Annotated in this window: 18 protein-coding genes; all 18 read left to right on the forward strand. The window is 48.7% G+C overall.

Annotation, left to right across the window (positions count from 1 at the left end; genetic code table 11):
• Positions 1 to 30 precede the first annotated feature (30 nt).
• The 18 genes from MKX40_RS06185 (at position 31) to nikC (ending at position 18,195) form a co-directional block, all read left to right on the forward strand.
• Positions 31 to 954 (forward strand): hypothetical protein, encoded by a 924-nt coding sequence (locus MKX40_RS06185; protein WP_339240226.1) that lies wholly within the window; start codon positions 31 to 33, stop codon positions 952 to 954.
• Positions 955 to 1,133: 179 nt separating this feature from the next.
• Entirely contained in the window at positions 1,134 to 1,334 is a 201-nt protein-coding gene (locus MKX40_RS06190) for a hypothetical protein (protein WP_339240229.1), read from the forward strand.
• The gene (locus MKX40_RS06195; RefSeq protein WP_339240230.1) at positions 1,334 to 2,797 is read left to right on the forward strand and encodes a phage tail sheath subtilisin-like domain-containing protein; all 1,464 of its coding nucleotides are present in this window, start codon (positions 1,334 to 1,336) and stop codon (positions 2,795 to 2,797) included. Before MKX40_RS06190 ends, MKX40_RS06195 begins: the two co-directional genes overlap by 1 nt.
• Positions 2,798 to 2,893: 96 nt before the next feature.
• Entirely contained in the window at positions 2,894 to 3,301 is a 408-nt protein-coding gene (locus MKX40_RS06200) for a phage tail tube protein (protein WP_339240231.1), read from the forward strand.
• A 256-nt stretch (positions 3,302 to 3,557) separates the two neighbouring features.
• A complete protein-coding gene (locus tag MKX40_RS06205; RefSeq protein WP_017690174.1) occupies positions 3,558 to 3,992 on the forward strand; it encodes a hypothetical protein in 435 nt (144 codons plus the stop codon).
• A 182-nt stretch (positions 3,993 to 4,174) separates the two neighbouring features.
• Positions 4,175 to 5,941: a hypothetical protein gene (locus MKX40_RS06210; protein WP_339240233.1), complete on the forward strand. Its 1,767-nt coding sequence runs from the start codon at positions 4,175 to 4,177 to the stop codon at positions 5,939 to 5,941.
• A 54-nt stretch (positions 5,942 to 5,995) separates the two neighbouring features.
• Positions 5,996 to 6,625: a LysM peptidoglycan-binding domain-containing protein gene (locus MKX40_RS06215; RefSeq protein ID WP_339242946.1), complete on the forward strand. Its 630-nt coding sequence runs from the start codon at positions 5,996 to 5,998 to the stop codon at positions 6,623 to 6,625.
• Positions 6,622 to 7,608: a phage portal protein gene (locus MKX40_RS06220; protein WP_339240235.1), complete on the forward strand. Its 987-nt coding sequence runs from the start codon at positions 6,622 to 6,624 to the stop codon at positions 7,606 to 7,608. Before MKX40_RS06215 ends, MKX40_RS06220 begins: the two co-directional genes overlap by 4 nt.
• Complete coding sequence (locus tag MKX40_RS06225; protein ID WP_339240237.1) at positions 7,601 to 8,011, forward strand: hypothetical protein; 411 nt, start codon at positions 7,601 to 7,603, stop codon at positions 8,009 to 8,011. The genes MKX40_RS06220 and MKX40_RS06225 overlap by 8 nt, the downstream gene beginning before the upstream one ends.
• The gene (locus MKX40_RS06230) at positions 8,004 to 8,459 is read left to right on the forward strand and encodes a DUF2634 domain-containing protein (protein WP_339240238.1); all 456 of its coding nucleotides are present in this window, start codon (positions 8,004 to 8,006) and stop codon (positions 8,457 to 8,459) included. The genes MKX40_RS06225 and MKX40_RS06230 overlap by 8 nt, the downstream gene beginning before the upstream one ends.
• Before the next feature lie 4 nt (positions 8,460 to 8,463).
• Positions 8,464 to 9,603, forward strand: a complete 1,140-nt coding sequence (locus MKX40_RS06235) for a baseplate J/gp47 family protein (protein WP_339240239.1) — start codon at positions 8,464 to 8,466, stop codon at positions 9,601 to 9,603.
• 137 nt (positions 9,604 to 9,740) lie between these two features.
• On the forward strand, positions 9,741 to 10,331 hold the full coding sequence (locus tag MKX40_RS06240; RefSeq protein ID WP_339240240.1) for a YmfQ family protein: 591 nt from the start codon (positions 9,741 to 9,743) through the stop codon (positions 10,329 to 10,331).
• Entirely contained in the window at positions 10,331 to 11,353 is a 1,023-nt protein-coding gene (locus MKX40_RS06245) for a tail fiber protein (RefSeq protein WP_339240241.1), read from the forward strand. The genes MKX40_RS06240 and MKX40_RS06245 overlap by 1 nt, the downstream gene beginning before the upstream one ends.
• A 262-nt stretch (positions 11,354 to 11,615) precedes the next feature.
• Positions 11,616 to 12,113 carry a phage holin family protein gene (locus MKX40_RS06250; protein WP_339240242.1) on the forward strand — a complete coding sequence of 166 codons (498 nt, stop codon included), beginning with the start codon at positions 11,616 to 11,618 and terminating at the stop codon, positions 12,111 to 12,113.
• Between the two features lie 366 nt (positions 12,114 to 12,479).
• Positions 12,480 to 13,445 carry a glycoside hydrolase family 25 protein gene (locus tag MKX40_RS06255; RefSeq protein WP_339240244.1) on the forward strand — a complete coding sequence of 322 codons (966 nt, stop codon included), beginning with the start codon at positions 12,480 to 12,482 and terminating at the stop codon, positions 13,443 to 13,445.
• 932 nt (positions 13,446 to 14,377) lie between these two features.
• Positions 14,378 to 16,027 carry an ABC transporter substrate-binding protein gene (locus MKX40_RS06260; protein ID WP_339242948.1) on the forward strand — a complete coding sequence of 550 codons (1,650 nt, stop codon included), beginning with the start codon at positions 14,378 to 14,380 and terminating at the stop codon, positions 16,025 to 16,027.
• A gap of 222 nt (positions 16,028 to 16,249) precedes the next feature.
• Complete coding sequence (locus MKX40_RS06265) at positions 16,250 to 17,254, forward strand: ABC transporter permease (RefSeq protein ID WP_339240246.1); 1,005 nt, start codon at positions 16,250 to 16,252, stop codon at positions 17,252 to 17,254.
• Positions 17,255 to 17,295: 41 nt separating this feature from the next.
• The gene (gene nikC / locus MKX40_RS06270; RefSeq protein ID WP_339240247.1) at positions 17,296 to 18,195 is read left to right on the forward strand and encodes a nickel transporter permease; all 900 of its coding nucleotides are present in this window, start codon (positions 17,296 to 17,298) and stop codon (positions 18,193 to 18,195) included.
• The last annotated feature ends 917 nt before the right edge of the window (positions 18,196 to 19,112 follow it).

Here is a 19,112-nt window from a genome sequence, read left to right on the forward strand (position 1 = left end):
AAACTTGCAGCCAAAGGGGGCGAAATGAATGTGTCTATGAACAATGAGATTAGCACGATCATGAGCACCGGTAAAATGAGTACGCTCATTAAAAAAACGCTAAAACAGAAGCTCGCGGTCCTTGTTCCAGATTGGGATGATCGTGTGCTGGATGTACCTGCTTCAGGCGAAGTGTTGGCTGGGCCTTGTGCCGTGGTTGCGTTTGCCGAAGAAGTGCCGAAGTCTGCCTGGGCGGGATATCGAAGGATTATTAAAATCTTACCATACGCTCGTCCGGAAGATGGTGGCGCTGAAAAGGTAGAAGCTTGGTCAGCTGATCTAATCGAAGGATTGCATCAAGTAAGGCTAGTGGATGAAGCAGGTGAGTCCTTCACTTGTATCTATCTGGGTTCTTCAGATAGTGACCGGGTGGATGCAGGGTCTGGAATGTTTACGCGCAGTCTGCGGTTCGGAGTGTATGTTCCCGAAGACTCGGGAGCTGCTCTCGTTGAATCAGAGGATGCGTGGTTAGCTGCGCTTCAAGGCTGGACACAGCAGGAACTTGGCTCGAACTGGTCGGTATATGGTGATGCCTGGCCTGGTGGATACGATACGCCGTCTGTGTTATGGCGATTGGCCGGATGCAGCACGTCTGTGGCGGGCACTTCGGCATTGGAGGTTCGACAACAGTGGATTGGGCATGTGCTAACCGATCATTCGGTGCTAACACGCCAGACCGTTACTCGGTTGGTCGAAAAGCTTGCTGTGCAATCTCGTCTTGCCGTTAATGAAACGGGGGGCCAAGCGCACGAAGGTAACACGAGATATATTACAGTGGATGAGGTCACCGCAGATCTGCAGGCGGATGCGTATCTGAATGGTCAAATTCGTCTGACACTACAACAGCGGATTCGTCGTCCGGGTACGAATGTACCTTTGATCCGTGAGATTTACCATAGCAAAGGTATGGAGTAAACGTTAGTCGAGAGGAACCTTCTATTAAAGGTGGTTCCAGATTATAGCTTTGAGTAGATTGGTTTAGCTTCAATATTATAGCTTCAAATTCATAGGTTCATAGGGTCGAAAATTCATAGGTTACGCTTAAAGATCAATGTTAACGAAATTAGCAGTCCAACAAATGAGGTGAGATGGCAATGGCAAGCTCAGTGAAAAAAAACAAACAGACCGCTCCGCGGTATACACGGGCCGAACTGATGAATCATGCAGAAGCCCTCTTTGCCGTTAAGGCAGAGGTGCTGTACGGTGCGCTGTACGAAGCGGCGCAAGAGACGTTTTCCATTGAAGAAACACAAGAACGAATTAACCAATTTATGAAAGCGAAGGTGAAGGCATAATGGCAGGTGGAACTTGGGAGCAAACGAATCGTCCGGTCCTTCCGGGCTTATATATGAATTTTCAGGCGGCAGCATCCTCGGCCATTCAAGCGGGAACGCGGGGGACGGTCGTTGTGCCTATCAAGGCCAACTGGGGTCCTGTAGGGACTTTTGTTGAAGTAGGGAGCGAAGCGGCGATTGAACGTATCTATGCGGCGAATGCGCTGGACAACGGTACAGCTTATACGTCCTTGAAGCTTGCCCTGTTGGGCGGGCCGAAGAAGTTGCTCGCTTATCGGGTAGCAAATGCTGCTGCCAAAACAGCTACGCTCACCTTGAAGGACAGCAGTGATGCCAATGTGCTGCAACTGGATGCGAAGTATCCTGGGGATCGTGCGAATGGATTCTACGTCACCATCCAGCCAGGTGTAATTGATAATACGAAACATGAAGTGCGCCTCTTTGAAGGTAACCGGATGTTGTATGCGCTCCTGACTGCGGATATCACAGCAGCTTCTCTGGCAAAAGAGATTAATTCGGATGAACGAAATGTCTGGGTGACGGCGCAGGCGATTGGTGATGGTGCGGGTGTGGTAGCTACTGTTGCGGGTGCGGCATTCAAAGGCGGCGTAAATGGCAATGATGACCTAACCAATGCGGAATACATTGCTGTGCAGGGTGCGCTGGAAGGAGAGCAATTCGACGTCTTGGCTTTGGATCAGGCGGCTGATGCACCTCTGCTTGCGAGCTTTGCGGCATGGGTGAAACGTGTGCGTGGTGAAGGCAAGCCGGTGATGGCTGTATTTGGCGGTTCCGCAGCGGATGATACCTCCGCTACAGCAGTACAAAAAGCAGCAGCACGTTCGCTTGCGCTCAACCATGAAGGTGTTATTAACGTTGGTACAGGCGTTCGCCTTGGAGATGCATTCTATAGCTCGGCAGAAACGTCTGCTTATGTTGCAGGACTGATCGCCGGACAACGTCTGAACCAATCTACCACTTATGCAGCTACGCCGTTCGATGATGTGACACGTCGTTGGACGCGCGCAGAACAGGAGCAGGCGGTACAGAACGGCGTATTTATTTTCTTCCATGATGGACGTCAGGTGAAAGCACTTCGCGGTGTAAACACACTTGTAACGCCAGCCGCTGGCCAGAATAATGCGTGGAAAAAAATCCGATCTATTCGTGTGTTGGACGCCATTAACACGGATCTGCAACGTTCCGCGGAAGATACGTATATCGGTAAAGTGAACAATACTGAAGAGGGTCGTCAGGCGTTGATTAGTGCCATGAAGGCCTATTTGGCGCTGCTTGCACAGAGCAATGTGATTGAAGCAGATGGTTACGATGTCATTCTTGACCCTGCATACTATGGTGCTGCGCCAGTTCTCAAACCGGAAGCGGATCAGGTATTCCTGCAATGGAATGTGAAGCTGACGGATGTGATGGAGCAGTTGTTCGGTACATTTTACGTGCAATAAGGTTGTGTGGAAGGAAAGAACTGTTTTACTAAAATAATTACTACACGTTGAGCTGATGGTTTACACGATATTTTTTAATTTCAAGGAGGAAAATATATGTTGGATGCGTCAAGAGTAATTCTCGGTACCCATGGTCAGCTGTATATTGATGGTGTGTGGCAGACAAACATTAACAAGTTGGAAGCGAGTGTGGAGATTGAAAAGCGTGAGCTGAACCTGGTCGGTAACGACTGGAAAGTGCACAAAAACGGCGCAAAAAAAGGAACAGGCACGATGACGGGCTACAAGGTCACTTCGGATATGATCCTGCGCGGCTTCACCAAATTCGAGATTATTTCGAAGCTGAACGACCCTGAATCGTATGGACACGAGAGTGTTCTGCTAAAAGGTTGCATGGTGGACAAAATCCAGCTTGCCAACTGGACAGCGGGTGAGGAAGTACCGGAGGAAACGGGCTTTACGTTTGAAGGATTTGAATTGTTGAATCCGATTGTGGCGAACTAAAAAGGACTTTAATGGAGGCCGAGATGATCTCGGTCTCTTTGTTGTCTACTTAAAGCAAATTTAGTATCTACACGATAACGGAGAGGACAGAAATAACGTGAAGAAGTGGAGCGTTCGCCTTTATCCCCGGATTTTCCCTTGAAGAGGGGAATTAAAAAAATCTGGGGATAACAGCGATCGGAAGGTTATTCTGTCATCGGAGTGGCTAGTGTACCATTATGATTGCCAAATGTGAGCAAGAAGGAGATAACGCCCAATGAGTATGAATGAAAATATGTCCGAAGAACAGATTTTGGATCAGTTGTTTGAAGCAGCAGAACGTTTGCCAGAGGAGAATGTGCGTATTCAGCGTCTGGATCTACTGTTGACCTTGCGTGGACTGACGTCTTCCAAAGTGGATCACATTCGCGAACGCTGTACAATTCGAAAAACGACCAAAGGCCGCACCGAGGAAAAGGTGGACACGGAAACATTTAACGCGCTTCTCATTTCCGAAGCAACCGTGAAATTGAAAGTACGCAGCCTGGAACTGTCCGGCTGGGGCGATACCCGCATTACCGGCCGTATGAAGCTGTCTGGTGGAGAACAGGCGGTTCGCCGTATGCTGCTCGCGGGTGAATTGGATGCTGTAGGTGATAAAGTGCTGGAGCTGTCCGGCTTCGGTGTGGAGATTGAAGACCTAAAAAACTGATTCACTCCGGCGGGATGACCACGTTCCTGTATCACATGTGGGTGCGTCATCATCTCCGGCCCGGAGAGTTCTGGTCTTTGCCACGCGGGGAGCGTTCGCTGTTGATCGCGTTCTCGGAAGAGGAAATGGCAGCGATCACTTCGCAAATAAATAGATAACGATATAAGGCAGGAGGTGAAAAAATGGCAGAAATGATTGTAGGTCTATCCAAGTCCAATGCCGAAATGCGGACAACCCTTCGATACCTGGATCAGATCCAGCGTTCTACGGAACGGCTGGGAAGAGTTCGATATCAGAGTCTAATCAAGGTGAACAATGAACTGAGAACGACTGGGCGCAGGTTGGAGCATGTTTATAGTATGGCCGTGCGAATCAGCAGGCTGCGTATTACACCGACGATTGGGTTGATTGATAAGCTCAGTCCAGCACTGGATCGCGCATTGGCGAAACTGAATAGTTTCAGGAATCAGATGGTTATGGCTTCAGGTACAGTATCGCTTGAGGTTCGACAGAAGATCGAAGTGGCTATGGGTAAGGTGAATCCGGCAAGTGGGCCTTCATTGGCACTGAACATTGGAAGCAATAATAATACGGTAAAGAATGTTGCGAAGGAAGAAGATCCTAAGAGTTGGTGGGATAAATGGATTTTTGACCCTGCCGACAAGATTAATAGTTTGTTTGATGTATTTAATAACGTTAAGGGAATATTTGATAAATTCAAAAAGAAAAAGGATGACAATCCTTCACCAGATCCAACCAGAAGCCCGGCTTCCAAATGCTGCTGTTGCACAGGTGGAAAGATGGGCAAAAGCCGCAGAGTTCGTACACCGAATGCGGGTGGAGGCGGAGGCCCCGATCGGGGTAGACGAGGCTATCGAAGTGGTAGAAGATCAGGCAACGGACCGAATCCAGGCCCAAGACCAAATCCGGTACCGAGGCCACCTGTACCTGATCCGCCTAATCCTCCACCCGATCGAAATAGAAATGGGAGAAGAGGACGAAGAGTTAGAGGTATGGGTGGCTTAGGTTTTGCCGACTCGGGTTCACTCGGATCATTAACCGATATGCTGGCAGGTAGTGGGTTGATGGACAGCTTGAGTGGAGGTTTCGCCAAAGGTGCCAAAAGGCTTCTCGGACCCATCAGCATGCTTGCAGATGTGGCGAATGTAGCGACAGCACCCCCGGAAGAACGTGGTCGAGCAGTAGGTTCCATGATTGGCGGCACAGCAGGTACTGCGATTGGCAGCGCCATCGGTAGTGTTCTTTTGCCTGGCATCGGGACCTGGGTTGGTGGTGCAGTAGGTGGTTGGGCCGGAAGTGCAGCAGGCGGCTGGATTGGAGACAAAGCGAAGGATATTGGAAACTTTATGTCTAGTGCTACCGAGGGTGTAGGGGATGCTTTGTCCGGTGCGGCGGATTATGTCTCTGAGAAAACCAAAAAAATCACCGATGGCATATCCAACTTCTTCGGCTTTGGTTCCAAAAAAGAAGAGAAGACGGTCTCGGCAGCAACAGTAGCTGCACCGTCGCAAGTACCAACAGGGCCGCAGATGGCACCTGCCTATATACCACCGGCACTGACCATGACAGGCCCAGCCGCATATATGAACAGCAAGGTCGGTCAGCCTACATCCGCTGGATTCATGGGAACGAGCATGATGCAGAATCAAGCCATGGCGCTTGGTAACGGTGCTGCGCAGACGAATGGAAAATCGTCCACGATGACGGTACAAATATCCGAAGACCAGATGAGCAGTCTGTCCGGATACTTGAAGGATTTCAAAACCGAAACTACGAATCAGATCTCCGTGAATGTTCCACCAGGTGCGGTGCAGGTGACCGTTCGTGAAAATGCCATTGACTACGATGGACTATCACGTCAAGTTGGACAACGTATTGTAGGGGAAGTGCGTCGTGCGATGGAAAACCGAAAAACGATTATGGCCTAAGTAGAAAGGAGGCCGTGTATGTCTGTATTTGAAGATAAAGTGGAAGGGATCAGAATGGAATTTACCCTGATCGATGGGAAAACGCAGTTTCAATTTCCAGTGAAACCGGAAGAATTGACGATCTCACGTTCCAAAGGGTACGAAACGATTAATATGCTGGAGCATGGCGAGTTTGATTTTGCACAGGGGGAGAAGGTGAAGGAGATCACCTTCTCTTCTTTTTTTCCCAAAGAGTATGATGCGTCCTATTGCATGTACGAAGATTTGCCTGATCCGCGGGTAGCGATGAATATGCTGAATACGTTTTTGATATCGAAGAAGCCGCTGCGCTTCATCATCACCAACACGGGGGTGAATGTGCCGGTATATCTGATCTCGCACAATACGACCTTCCGGGGCGGCGAGAGCGGAGATATTTACTTCGACCTGACCCTGCGCACATGGCGGGATTCCAAGGTGGAGAAGGTGGGCTCTGCGGCATCAGGTAGCAAGTCAGGTTCTCGTACCGATTTGAAAAAGTCTAGCAAGACCTACACCGTCAAATCTGGTGATTCCCTGTCCAAAATAGCAAAGCTTGAGCTGGGCAGCAGTTCCAAATGGAACGAGATTTACAAGCTCAATAACAAGATCATCGGCAGTGATCCGAACCGGATCAAGCCGGGGCAAAAGCTGGTGATGCCATGACCTACAAGGTCATTGTCGACGACAAATATGACGTCACCAAGCTGGTGGAGACAATTACGCTGAAGGACTCGCTGGACCAGATTGCGTATCAGGCCAACATCCGACTGGCGGTGTCTGCATCTTCGGGTCTGCCTTCGATCTCACCGGGCATGGCGGTGCGGATTAGCGGGGTTCCTTTTGGCGAAAAATCCATGGTTCACTTGCTGCATCCTGCGGTCATCTGGGAGGTGGAAAGCTCGAACAGCGGCACCAAGCGGCTGTCTCTCACGGTGTACGACCGGATGATCTATCTGGAAAAATCAGAGGACGAGTTCCTGCTGCCGAAGGACCAGACTGCTACGCAGCGACTTAAAACCTACGCCAAAGAGTGGAAGATTCCATACGCTACACTGCCGGATACCAAGACCAAGCTGGGCAAAGCCGTGTATCGTTCACAGACGATCTTTTCGATGATGTTTGCCGATCTGAAAGAAACGGCGAAGTCCGGCGGGGAAATGTATCATCCACGGATGACACCCGGCGGGTTGCAGCTCTTCCAGGTGGGAAGTAATGCCAAGGTGTATGAGCTGGATCGGCTGATCGATCTGACCCAGATGCGTACGCTCGAAGGGGCGGTCACCAAGGTGAAAGTAATGGCAGCGTCGGAGTCACCGAGTGGCAAAGAAGTTCCTTCCAAAGTGCTTGCGATTGAGCAGGATCGTGTGGAAGAACTGGGCACATTACAAAAGCTGGTAGAGGACGATCAGGTGAAATCCACAACCGCCGCGAAAAAACTGGCGAAAAGTCATCTGACGGGTATTCAGGAGACCTTTACGATATCGGCACCGGATATCAATACGATTCGCGCCGGGGACGCAGTGTTGTTGAAAGGACTGAAGCTAATCGTCATGTCGGTCAGCCGTGATTTGTCTGCCGGGCCTGGAACGATGACGTTGGAACTGGGTACAGCTGAGATGGTGAAAAGGAGGTATTACCTTGAATAAAGATGATCCGTATGGGCATTTTGCCGACGTCATGCGGGGAGCGATGAGTACACATTCTCGTCAGGCCGTGAGCGGCATGGGCGCGGTATTGGGTACGATGACCTCATCCGGCGTGAAGTTGGATGATTTCAAGCACGAAGTGCAGGATTATCTCGTGGCCGAGTTGCCGGGCACGCTTGGACTGCCGGAGCGCGAGGCTGCTGGCGCGATCTCGGGTATATCTGACGTGGCAAACGGCGGAACGACGGGCACGGGACGGTTTCTTTTGCAAGAAGAGGAAGTGGAAGAAGCGGTGTGGTCTCTTGGTAAAGGATTGAAAGCGGGAGATCGCGTACTGGCGATGCGGGTGAATGGCGGTAACGACATTGTGGTGCTGTGTAAGGTGGTGAGTGCCAATGCCTAGTTTGTTCCCGGAAACGGATGTGGTCTGGGGAGATGAGGAGGATCTGTCGGGGGCGGCTTCGGAAGAGGTGCGCTTTGGGCGGAGCTGGCGATTCGATTACGATGCAGGGGATTTTGTGCTGACCCCAAGTGGCAAAGTGGCTGCGGCTGACGCACATGAAGCGTGGGTACAGTGGTGCATCAAGGCGGTCAAGACGCCACGGTACAGACATGTGATTTACTCTCGAAACTATGGTTCGGAGCTGGAGGATCTGGTGGGGCAGGGTGACAGTCGGGGTGTGATGGAAAGTGAGATTACCCGGATGGTCACGGAGACGCTGCTGGCTGATCCACGCACGGATTCGGTGGACCAGTTTACGTTCGATTGGAATCGGGAGCAGTGCATGTTCTCGTGCCGGGTGGCGAGTGTGCAGGAAGAGATGTTTATTCTGGAAAGTGAGGTGATCTGACGGGATGGCTGAGATTCCGCGTTATTTGGAGGACCAGACGGAGGAACAGATAATGCAGCGTATGCTGGATCGTCTGCCCGCGGATCTGGATAAGTCGGAGGGTTCGTTTCTGTGGGATGCGGAGGCTCCGGTTGCGTTTATGCTGTTTGAGGCGGCATTGTGGGCGCAGGAATTACTCCGGCGGGGGTTTGCAAGTACGGCTGCGAGCAGTGATCCGAATTTTCGTTCGGAAGAGCTGGATCTGCGGGCGGGAGAGCATGGCATTACGCGGCGGGCTGCGGTGGCGGCACAGGGTTCGGTGAGGTTCGTGGGTACGCCGGGGAAAGGGGTACCTGCGGGAACGGTCGTGGCTACGCTCGCGGATGAAGTATCTGCTGAAGCTTCGCTCGAATATGAGACGGTAGGACGTGTGGAACTGGATGCTGAGGGCTTCGGGGTGGTAGGCGTGCGAGCGCTTGTTGCCGGAAAAGAGAGCAATGTGCCTACGGGCACGGTAAATGTGCTGTCTACACCTGTAAGTGGCGTGACTTCAGTCACGAACGTTGAGGTGATCAAAGGCGGTGCGGATATTGAGACCGATACGGCACTGCTGGAACGCTTTTATGCCAAAGTCCGCAACCAAGGGACAAGCGGCAACAAGTCGCAATATGTGCAATGGGCCAGTGAAGTGCCAGGTGTTGGTGCAACGCGTGTTATTCCGTTATGGCAGGGGCCAGGCACGGTGGGATTGTATCTGCTGGACACGGACAAACGTGCTGCGGGTACCGATCTGGTGGCGGCCGTACAGAAGTACGTCGATCCAACGCAGGATGGACAAGGTGAAGGTGTTGCGCCCGCGGGGCCAGTGGTATCCGTAATGCCAGCCGAGGAAGTACCGATGAATATTCAGGTCAAGTTGACGTTGGCAAGTGATGCGACACTGACTGATGTACGGGCACTGATCGAACGCGGGGTGACCGCGTATCTGAAGCAGTTGGCTTTTGCCGATCCGCTCGTGCGTTACACTCGCATTGCCGCGATCCTGCTGGATATTCCGCCCATTATCGACTATTCAGAGCTTACCGTGAACGGTGTGAGCGACCAGAATATCGAGATGACCGCGAGTCAGGTGGCCGTGTTGGGGACGGTGGATGTGCATGAGTAGTGTTGGGCAGATGGTGGATGAGGAAGTAGTTAGGGAGTGCGGAGACCAAGGAAGATTGGGAGAAATACGCCGATCTGGGTTGGATCTGGTGAGCGAGACGCTCCATGAACATGAGGAAGGAAGGGAGGGGACAGGGCATGAGTGCTCCTTCTATTGTAGATGTTGGACTGACGAGTGAGAAAGGGCGGGAATTGTTCTCGTATTTGCCAAGGTACTATGAGACTTCTCGTGTAATGCAGGCCGATATGCAGGCCAAGGGCACCGAGATGGATCTGCTGTATCAGGCGCTGGATGAGACGTTGGAGCAGTTTTTTGTCCGTACGGCGACGTGGGGGCTGGACTTCTGGGAGCAGGAGCTTGGCATTGAGACCGATCGTCTCAAACCTGTGGAACAAAGGCGTGCTGTGGTGGAGTCGAAGCTGCGTGGTGCCGGGAAATTCTCCGGCAGGCTGGTTGCGAATGTGGCTGAGGCTTATGCCGGAGGCAAGGTGGATGTAACTTTTCAGCCGGAAGCGTGGAGTTTTACGGTGAGCTTTGTGGATACGATGGGCATCCCGCCCAATATCGATGATCTGAAACGGGCGATTGAAGAATTGAAACCGGCCCATATGGCCGTGGAATATAAATATCGTTATCTGGTCTGGGATGATCTGGACGACAAACAGATGACATGGGACGAACTCGATGCCGCGTCCTTGACGTGGAATGAACTGGAGGTGTGGGCGTAATGCCAAAAGAAACGGATAGACTGAAATTGCCTCTTCCCTTGGGGAACGAGAATGTGACCCGGGAGAGTATTAATGGAATTTTTGAGAAGATTGATGCAGGTGTGGCGACGCAAGTGGATTTGGATGCGCTTCGTGAAGCGGTAAGTCAGATGGATATTCCCGATGCTTCTTTGACGCAAAAAGGGAAGGTGCAGTTGTCAAGTAAGACGGACGGCACGTCCGAGACGGTGGCGGCAACGGAGAAGGCGGTTAGTGATGCGAGGGTTGACATAAATAATGCAATTAATTATCATGCTAACTCGATAATTAATAGTTCTGAGGCGCACGGCTTGCGAATCAAGGTGGGAAAGATGGAATATTATAATGGGGTAAAATGGACTTCGGTAACTCTAGGTCCAACTACAACTACTGAAAATCTAATATATTATGTTAATGCAAGTACTGGGAATGATGATAATACAGGCTTGTCTTCCGCACAGGCTTTCAAAACAATAGCTAAAGCTATTTCAATTTTACCTGAAATTATAAACCACACTGTTTATATAGTTGTCTATAAAGGAAACTATCCAGAACAGATTAGAGTATCTGGAAAGTCAGGTATAGGTAAAGTTTATTTAAATGCTTCTAAAGACGAAGTGACAATAGGTAGCTTCTATTTAAATAATTGCTCAGTCGAAGTCGAAATATACGGATTTGATGTAATCAACACTCAAGGTACTTCTTTTCAAATTGATCTATGTAAATATGTACGTTTGAGTAATTGTAAATTTGAACGGGCAACTAGTGATACTGGTACTGGTGTTTTCATACGCCGTGCTTCTAATGTAGTCCTTATTGAAAACAAAATTAGTAACAAATATTATGCACTATATGTGGATTTAATTAGCCATGTGTATGCTGAGAAAAACACAGGTAGTAATAACTATCTAGCTTTGTATGTCGTTGGTGGATCTGTCGTATCAAAATCAGATTCACAGCTACAAGGTTCGGAACTTACTTTTGGTGGTGGGGTAATTCGATGAAGTTTTTAAAGTCTATATCAGTTCAATAATGGGTTCAAATTGTGACAGAGAGGAAATACTTAATTACGTATAAGGAAGTAGAAAGCTTTTCTGAGGATTATTTATAAGTTAATTTTTGTATTGTAAATTTGATAGATTACATTATATTTAACTCTTATTTTTAACAGGGAAGTACTGTTTGGGATGAATAATTGGACACTTTGCTTGTTATGTTTGAGAGAAGAAGGATACTAGAAACTTAAAGATTGATTGAGGTGAAACCATGGAAAGATGGGATACCCTATGGAAATGGGGAATTGCACTCATGAGCAGCTCAGTAACCTACTTCTTCGGAGGCTGGTCAGGGGTGCTCGGCGTACTACTCGTTTTCGTCATCCTCGATTACCTAACGGGCATCGCAGCGGCGGGTATGAGTGGAAAGTTAGAGAGTAATGTTGGCATGTTCGGCATTGCACGAAAGGTATTTATATTTGCAATGGTATCGGTGGCTCATCTGGTGGACGGTGTTCTGGGAGACGGACATTTGTTCAGGGATGCGGTCGCCTTTTTTTATATCGCAAATGAGTTGTTGTCCATCATCGAAAACGGGGGTAAGTTGGGCGCTCCGATTCCGCCTGTGATTCGGCAAGCCATTGAAGTGCTCAAGGGAAAAGGGGGAACCGGGGGGATCTCGGGTAACTATACTCCTGATTCCAGAGAATCTTTTGTACAGTCAGATCATGAGGACGTTGATCAACAGATTAGAGATGAAACGAAGTAAAGGCTCAGCATTTATTTAAAATTGCCCTGTGGCAAGATATAGAGCACAACAGAGTCGAAAGTCTGCACCAGTAGCCTACAAGTAGTGAAAGAGACGGAATCGATTCTGAAGAAGCGGAGCGGTCGCCTTTGTCTCTAAATTTTAACCATTAGAAATAAAATCATAAAAATTTGGAGACAACAGCGATCATAAGAACGATCCGTATCTGGAACGGTCGCGTACCGCTTGATATTTTTTCCTAAGAGGATAGATACTATTTGAACATAGCTATTACCATCAACAAGGGACACGCACACAAGCAACCTCTAACTCAACAGCATTAACTATATACAAACGGCAATTTGCCGCATAAAGGGTGTGAGAAACATGCAAACGAGAAGTTCGGGCAACACACAGGGCATTGACGTCTCCCGGTACCAAGGCAATATTGATTGGGCCAAAGTGAAGGCAAGTGGCATGACATTTGTATTCATTAAGGCAACCGAGGGACAGACCTATACCGATCCAAATTATCAGAAAAATGTAACAGGTGCACTGGCGGCGGGTATGCTGGTGGGAACATACCATTTCTTCCGCGCGACCTCTACCGATGGTGCCAAAGCAGAAGCGGCGCATTATGCCAATACACTTAACAAAGTTGGAGGCGCCAAGGCGTTACAACTGCCACCCGTCATGGACTACGAGAACAACCCCGGCAACTTGAGCAAAGCGCAAATGAATACAGTTGCCAAAGCTTTTTTAACCGAACTACAACGTCTGACAGGTGTAAAACCGATCATATACACAGGCAATTCATTTGCCGGGAATTTTGACACATCACTCAGCTCATACGATCTGTGGATCGCGCGTTACAGCAACACCCGTGTACCGGATGACCAGCCGGCATGGAAGCGTTGGACGTTCTGGCAGTACACGGATTCGGGCAAGGTGAATGGCATCAGCGGCAACGTGGATATGAATGAATTCGAGGGAACGGCGGCACAACTCAGAGCAAGATACGCAGCAGTCACTCCGAAACCTCCGGAGCCAACCAATCCAACCAATCCAACGAATCCAACGAATCCAAGTAATCCGAATCCACCAACCGAACCACCGAAAGGGGGCGAACCGATGACAGCCGAAGAGAAAGCAGCGTTTGATGCGCTCAAATCCCAAGTCGACAAACTGCAGGCGCGTCAGCAAATGGAAGTTCCAGTATGGGCAAAAGCAGCTGTGGATGCAGCGCTGGCATATGACACCAAAAATCCATTGTTCAGCATCGATAATGGGGCGAGTTATGATTTTTACCGTTTCATTACCGTGATGCATCGCAGAGGTTTGTTTAAAAAGTGAGCTGATTCTTAGCAAATTAAAATGTTGATTTTATATAAATGTGGATTGAGTGGAGAAGGAACACGAGACGCTTTTTGTCGAACTGTGTTCCTTTTTTGTGCTTTGTGTAAGTAATATTAACGCATATAATAAAGTTGAAGACTTATGTCTGTAAATCTCTTGTCTAATTGATTAATGTGATGTAAAGTAAGTTACACGAAATTGTTTTTCACCACAGTTTATTTACACAATCCTCCTCATCATGACAAAACCATAACATAAGAAGTTATTGTAATGTCTCCCTGTTGTACAATCCAACATCTCAAGATGACTCGTTCATACGTTATACACATCCAATCTGCAAGAGAAAACCACCGTTTAAACAACTTAGCCTATGTTGAGTTTCTTTCATCCGTATTGCTAACGAACGATAACGACACCTAATCTGGTATCCACACTTCATGCTCAACACGACACGCTCAAGGAACAGACTTTATTGCGTAGCTAGCAGCGTAGTATTTATATGCCCATCTGTATTTTCAATAAACTGACTTGAACATGCTCTTCCCGGTCTGTAACCGTTTGCTGTTGCTTATTGACCTAAGTTCAAATAAAACGCAACAATTTCATTTCATTTTATTGCATAGAGTCATCTCACAAGGCACTTTGTTTTGTTGTACGTCTTCTTTCACTATAAAAGTAATCGTCCATATCCGTAATCCATGCGCAGGATGATCTGGCGTTTACTTATATCCATTGTTCACCTGTCTCCCATACTTTTTTTAAGTTTCATATACATGCCTTACTTCTCCCGGAACTTTAATTCAGGTATCACAGGCACCTAAAGCCTTTCATTGATACAAGCAAGCACCGAACCAATGGCTATCATTGAAGTTTTTTCATGCCAGCATCACACACATTATGAGACAGGGAAGGGTGTTGTACGTATGCGAATGAGAAAGAAATGGATGTCCGGTTTTTTGACTCTGGCTTTGAGTACCGTCTTGGTGTTGTCAGGCTGTTCGAGCAATGAGGGGGCTGGGAATTCACCTGCTCCGGCGGAAGGCAGCGAGCCGCCAGCCGAAGTGACAGAAGCGCAAGATACGATGATTATGGGGCGTGGTGGGGATTCCGTTGCACTCGATCCGGCGATTGTGACCGATGGAGAGTCGCTGAAGATTGGACATCAGGTGTTTGATTCATTGTTGGATTACAAGGAAGGCGGAACAGAAGTCGTTCCTGGACTGGCAGAGAGCTGGGAGATTTCGGCGGATGGACTCAAGTATGTGTTTAAGCTCAAGTCCGGTGTGAAATTCCATGATGGTACGGACTTCAACGCTGAGTCTGTTGTGTTCAACTTCAACCGCTGGGGCGATCCGGCGAGTGAATATAAATTCGAAGGGGATTCCTTCGATTATTATGATTCCATGTTTGGTCCAGAGGACGGACGTGTGATCAAGGAAGTGAAGGCGACGGACGAGACTACGGTGGAGTTCACATTGAACCAGCCACAAGCGCCTTTCCTGCAAAATATTGCGATGACGCCATTTGGCATTGCCAGCCCAAAAGCGATTCAGGAGAAAAAAGAAAACTTCAAGAGCGAGCCTGTGGGCACCGGCCCATTTGTATTCAAAGAGTGGAAGCGTAACGACTCCATCACCTTGGAGAAAAACGCGGATTACTGGAAAGAAGGACTGCCGAAGTTGAACAAAGTTATCGTGCGTTCGATTCCGGATAACACGGCTCGCTTCAATGCCCTGCAAAACGGCGAGATCGATGTCATGGAAGACTTGAACCCGGACGATCTGTCCATCCTTGAAGGCAACAGTGAGTTGCAGAAGATCGAGCGTCCACCGTTCAACGTGGCGTATATAGGCTTTAACTTCAAGAAGAAACCATTTGATAATGTCAAAGTCAGACAAGCCCTCAACCATGCGGTGAACAAGCAGGCCATTATTGATGCATTCTTTGCTGGACAAGCTGAGCCTGCTGTCAATCCGATGCCGCCAACGCTATGGGGGTACAACGATACCATTGAGGATTACCCATATGATCTGGAAAAAGCAAAAGCTCTACTCGCTGAAGCTGGCTACCCTGACGGTTTGCCTGATCCGGTAACCTTCTATGCCATGCCGGTATCTCGCCCGTATATGCCTGATGGCAAGAAAGTAGCGGAAGCGATCCAGGCTGATTTTGAGAAAATCGGCGTGACAACCAACATTGAATCCCCAGAATGGGCGACGTATTTGGATGATGCCAAAGCCGGGGAGAAAGACGATATCTACATGCTCGGTTGGACGGGGGATAACGGGGACCCGGATAACTTCCTGTACACGTTACTGGACAAAGACGCCATTCCGGGCAACAACCGTAGCTTCTATGTCAACGAAGAGTTGCATGTGTTGCTGACCGATGCGCAGAAAGAAACAGATCAGGAGAAACGTGCGGAGCTTTACAAACAAGCGCAGGTGATTATCAAGGAAGACGCACCGTGGATTCCACTCGTGCACACCACGCCAATTCTGGCGGGTAAATCGAACCTGAAAGGTTTTGTACCATCTCCGCTGGGCAGTGAATCCTATGCTGGTGCCTACTTCGAATAATACAGACGTAAACTGAGCTTATCCATTTCAGGATAACGTAGTGTACAGAATCACTCTGAAGATGGCGCTGGACTCAGAGTAATGAAGTGTAACTTCTTTCTATCAAAGCGCTGGTGAGACGCAATGCTTGGCAGAACCCACATCCGGACGTAACTATCCAAAGCATGCGTATCTGCCAGCGCTTTTTATTTTGCATGATATGTCGAAGGCAGGTGAACAGGATTGAACAGCTATATTGTCAAACGTGTGCTTGTGTTGCTGCCCGTGCTGCTGGGCATGACCCTGATTGTCTTTTCCATCATCCATGCCATTCCGGGTGATCCGGCCGAGACCATACTTGGGCAAAAGGCAACCGAACAATCCAAGCAGGCCCTCCGTGACCAGCTCGGTCTGGATAAACCCTGGTTCCAGCAATATTTCGCCTACTTGGGCGATTTGATCAAAGGCGACCTCGGAACATCCATCCGCACCAAGGTGCCTATTGCCCAGGAAATTGTGCCTTATCTGACAGCAACCCTTGAATTAACGATGGCAAGTATGTTGTTTGCTGTCATTATCGGGGTGAATGCCGGGATTATCAGTGCATGGAAGCACAACTCCTGGTTTGATTATTGTTGTATGGTCATTGCTTTAGTGGGTGTATCCATGCCGATCTTCTGGCTCGGTTTGATGGAACAATGGCTGTTTGCAAACAAATTGCAGTGGCTGCCATCCATTGGGCGCATGAATGCACGTGATCCGGTGGAAGCCATTACGGGCTTGTATGTGCTGGACACGATGATCGCTGGACAATGGAATCAGTTGTGGACCGTAACGAAACATTTGTTGCTTCCGAGTATAGCGCTGGGCACCATTCCAATGGCCGTTATTGCCCGGATGACCCGTTCCAGCATGCTGGAAGTGATGAGTTCCGATTACATTCGTACAGCAAAAGCCAAGGGACTGGGGCCGTTTTTTGTTGTATATGGACATGCCCTTAAAAATGCGTTTATTCCCGTGCTTACGGTTATCGGCATCCAGACCGGATCGTTGCTCGGGGGTGCGGTGTTGACCGAAACGATCTTTGCTTGGCCGGGCGTGGGACGTTATATATATGAAGCGATTAGTTCGCGGGACTATCCGGTGATCCAGAGTGGCATTCTGATCGTGGCATTCTTTTTCGTGGTGATCAATCTGATTGTGGACTTACTCTACGCCGTGTTCGATCCTCGGATTAGTTATAAATAGAGAATTCATTAATCATTCATATCCAAGAAAGGAGACGCCGCATGGCCAAATTATCGACCAATACCGGACCATCCATTGAAGCTGCATCGGCGAGCACAGCCGGTCCATGGCGGGAAGCGTGGAGAACGTTTCGGAAGAATCGGCTTGCGCTTGCGGGCTTGATTATTATCGTGTTTTTTATTCTGTTGGCTTTCCTCGCGCCATATATTGCCCCCTACGATTACAAGGAACAGGTGCTGGTGGATCGGCTTCAGGCCCCTTCGGCAGAGCATTGGTTTGGTACCGATGATCTGGGGCGTGACGTGTTTTCCAGAGTGCTGCATGGAGCGCGTATTTCCTTGTGGGTAGGCTTCTTCTCCGTCATTGGTTCCATTATTGCGGGCACGTTGCTTGGTCTGATTGCCGGATTTTATGGAAAATGGGCGGACATGCTCATCTCGCGTCTATTTGATATCTTGCTTGCCTTTCCGGGGATATTGCTCGCCATCGCCATTGTGGCGATATTGGGCCCATCGTTGCAAAATGCGCTGCTCGCCATCGCTATCGTGAACATCCCGACCTACGGAAGGTTGGTGCGTTCACGGGTACTCAGCTTGAGACAGGAGGAATTCATTACGTCGGCGCGGACACTCGGAGCAGGCAACGGGCGAATCTTGTTTCGCCATATCTTGCCCAATAGCCTTACTCCACTGATTGTGCAGGGTACGCTCGGGATTGGAACGGCGATTATCGAAGCTGCTGCACTCGGATTTCTGGGCATGGGTGCGCAACCACCTGACCCGGAATGGGGTAAAATGCTATCAGACTCCCGTCAGTTTATACAAAAAGCACCGTGGACACTCATCTTCCCCGGCGTTTCCATCATGTTGACCGTGCTCGGCTTCAACCTCATGGGCGATGGACTGCGCGATACCCTTGATCCGAAAATGGCAAAAAAGTAGAATTTTCAAACTCAAACTCAAACTCAAACTCAAACTCAAACTCAAACTCAAACTCAAACTCAAACTCAAACTTGAACTCAAACCGTAACCGTAACCGTAACCGTAACCGTAACCGTAACCGTAACCGTAACTTATAACCTTATTCTGCATTCTAACTTTTTCTGTAACGCTTTTATGCGGCACTGCTAACTATAAAACTAAGCGTATGTGCTACTTTTTAACGCGTCCCTATTTGTACCTGTAATGCTAACTTCTGCATCATCTCTAACGAACCTGGGAAGCCTTATTTTACGATTTTTAGCTGATTTCCTAATCTAACGAACTTCACACACCCTAATATGTGAAAAACTTTCGAATGTGCTCCATAGATTGGATTAAATTGAGCAATAGCGTGTCTAGGGTTCGTTAGATTACAAATTCATCCCAAAAAGGCCATTTAACGCCTCTGAGGTTCGTTAGCGCGTAACTGCCATACTTCTCAAGACATTTAAGCAATCACAGGACCAAGTTACCAATATACCAACGAACATATCAACACATATATCAATACAAAAATAGCAATAGGGACCTATCAATACGAACACATCGATACGGCAGTCTCAACACTGCAAACCCGAGGATATTCCGAGGCGCATTAAATAGACAAGTTTTAAAGCCATCCACGATACCAATGGACAGATTACGATCTTCCCCCATAAGCCGGTTCGAACTTTGGTTCGAGGCGGCTTTTGTTTTACCTGCGGGATTACGTTAAAATGATTGGTGATGTGCAAAAGTAGAAGGGTTATTCGATCTTTTTGTTAAAATAACCGCCTGCGTATTGACACCCAATTTTCCCATATGTTATATAAAAGGAAGGGTTTAGCACTCCGATCATTAGAGTGCTAACAAATGATGTTTTTACTATACGCCTACAT

The sequence above is a fragment of the Paenibacillus sp. FSL R5-0517 genome (assembly GCF_037974355.1).
GTDB lineage: Bacteria > Bacillota > Bacilli > Paenibacillales > Paenibacillaceae > Paenibacillus.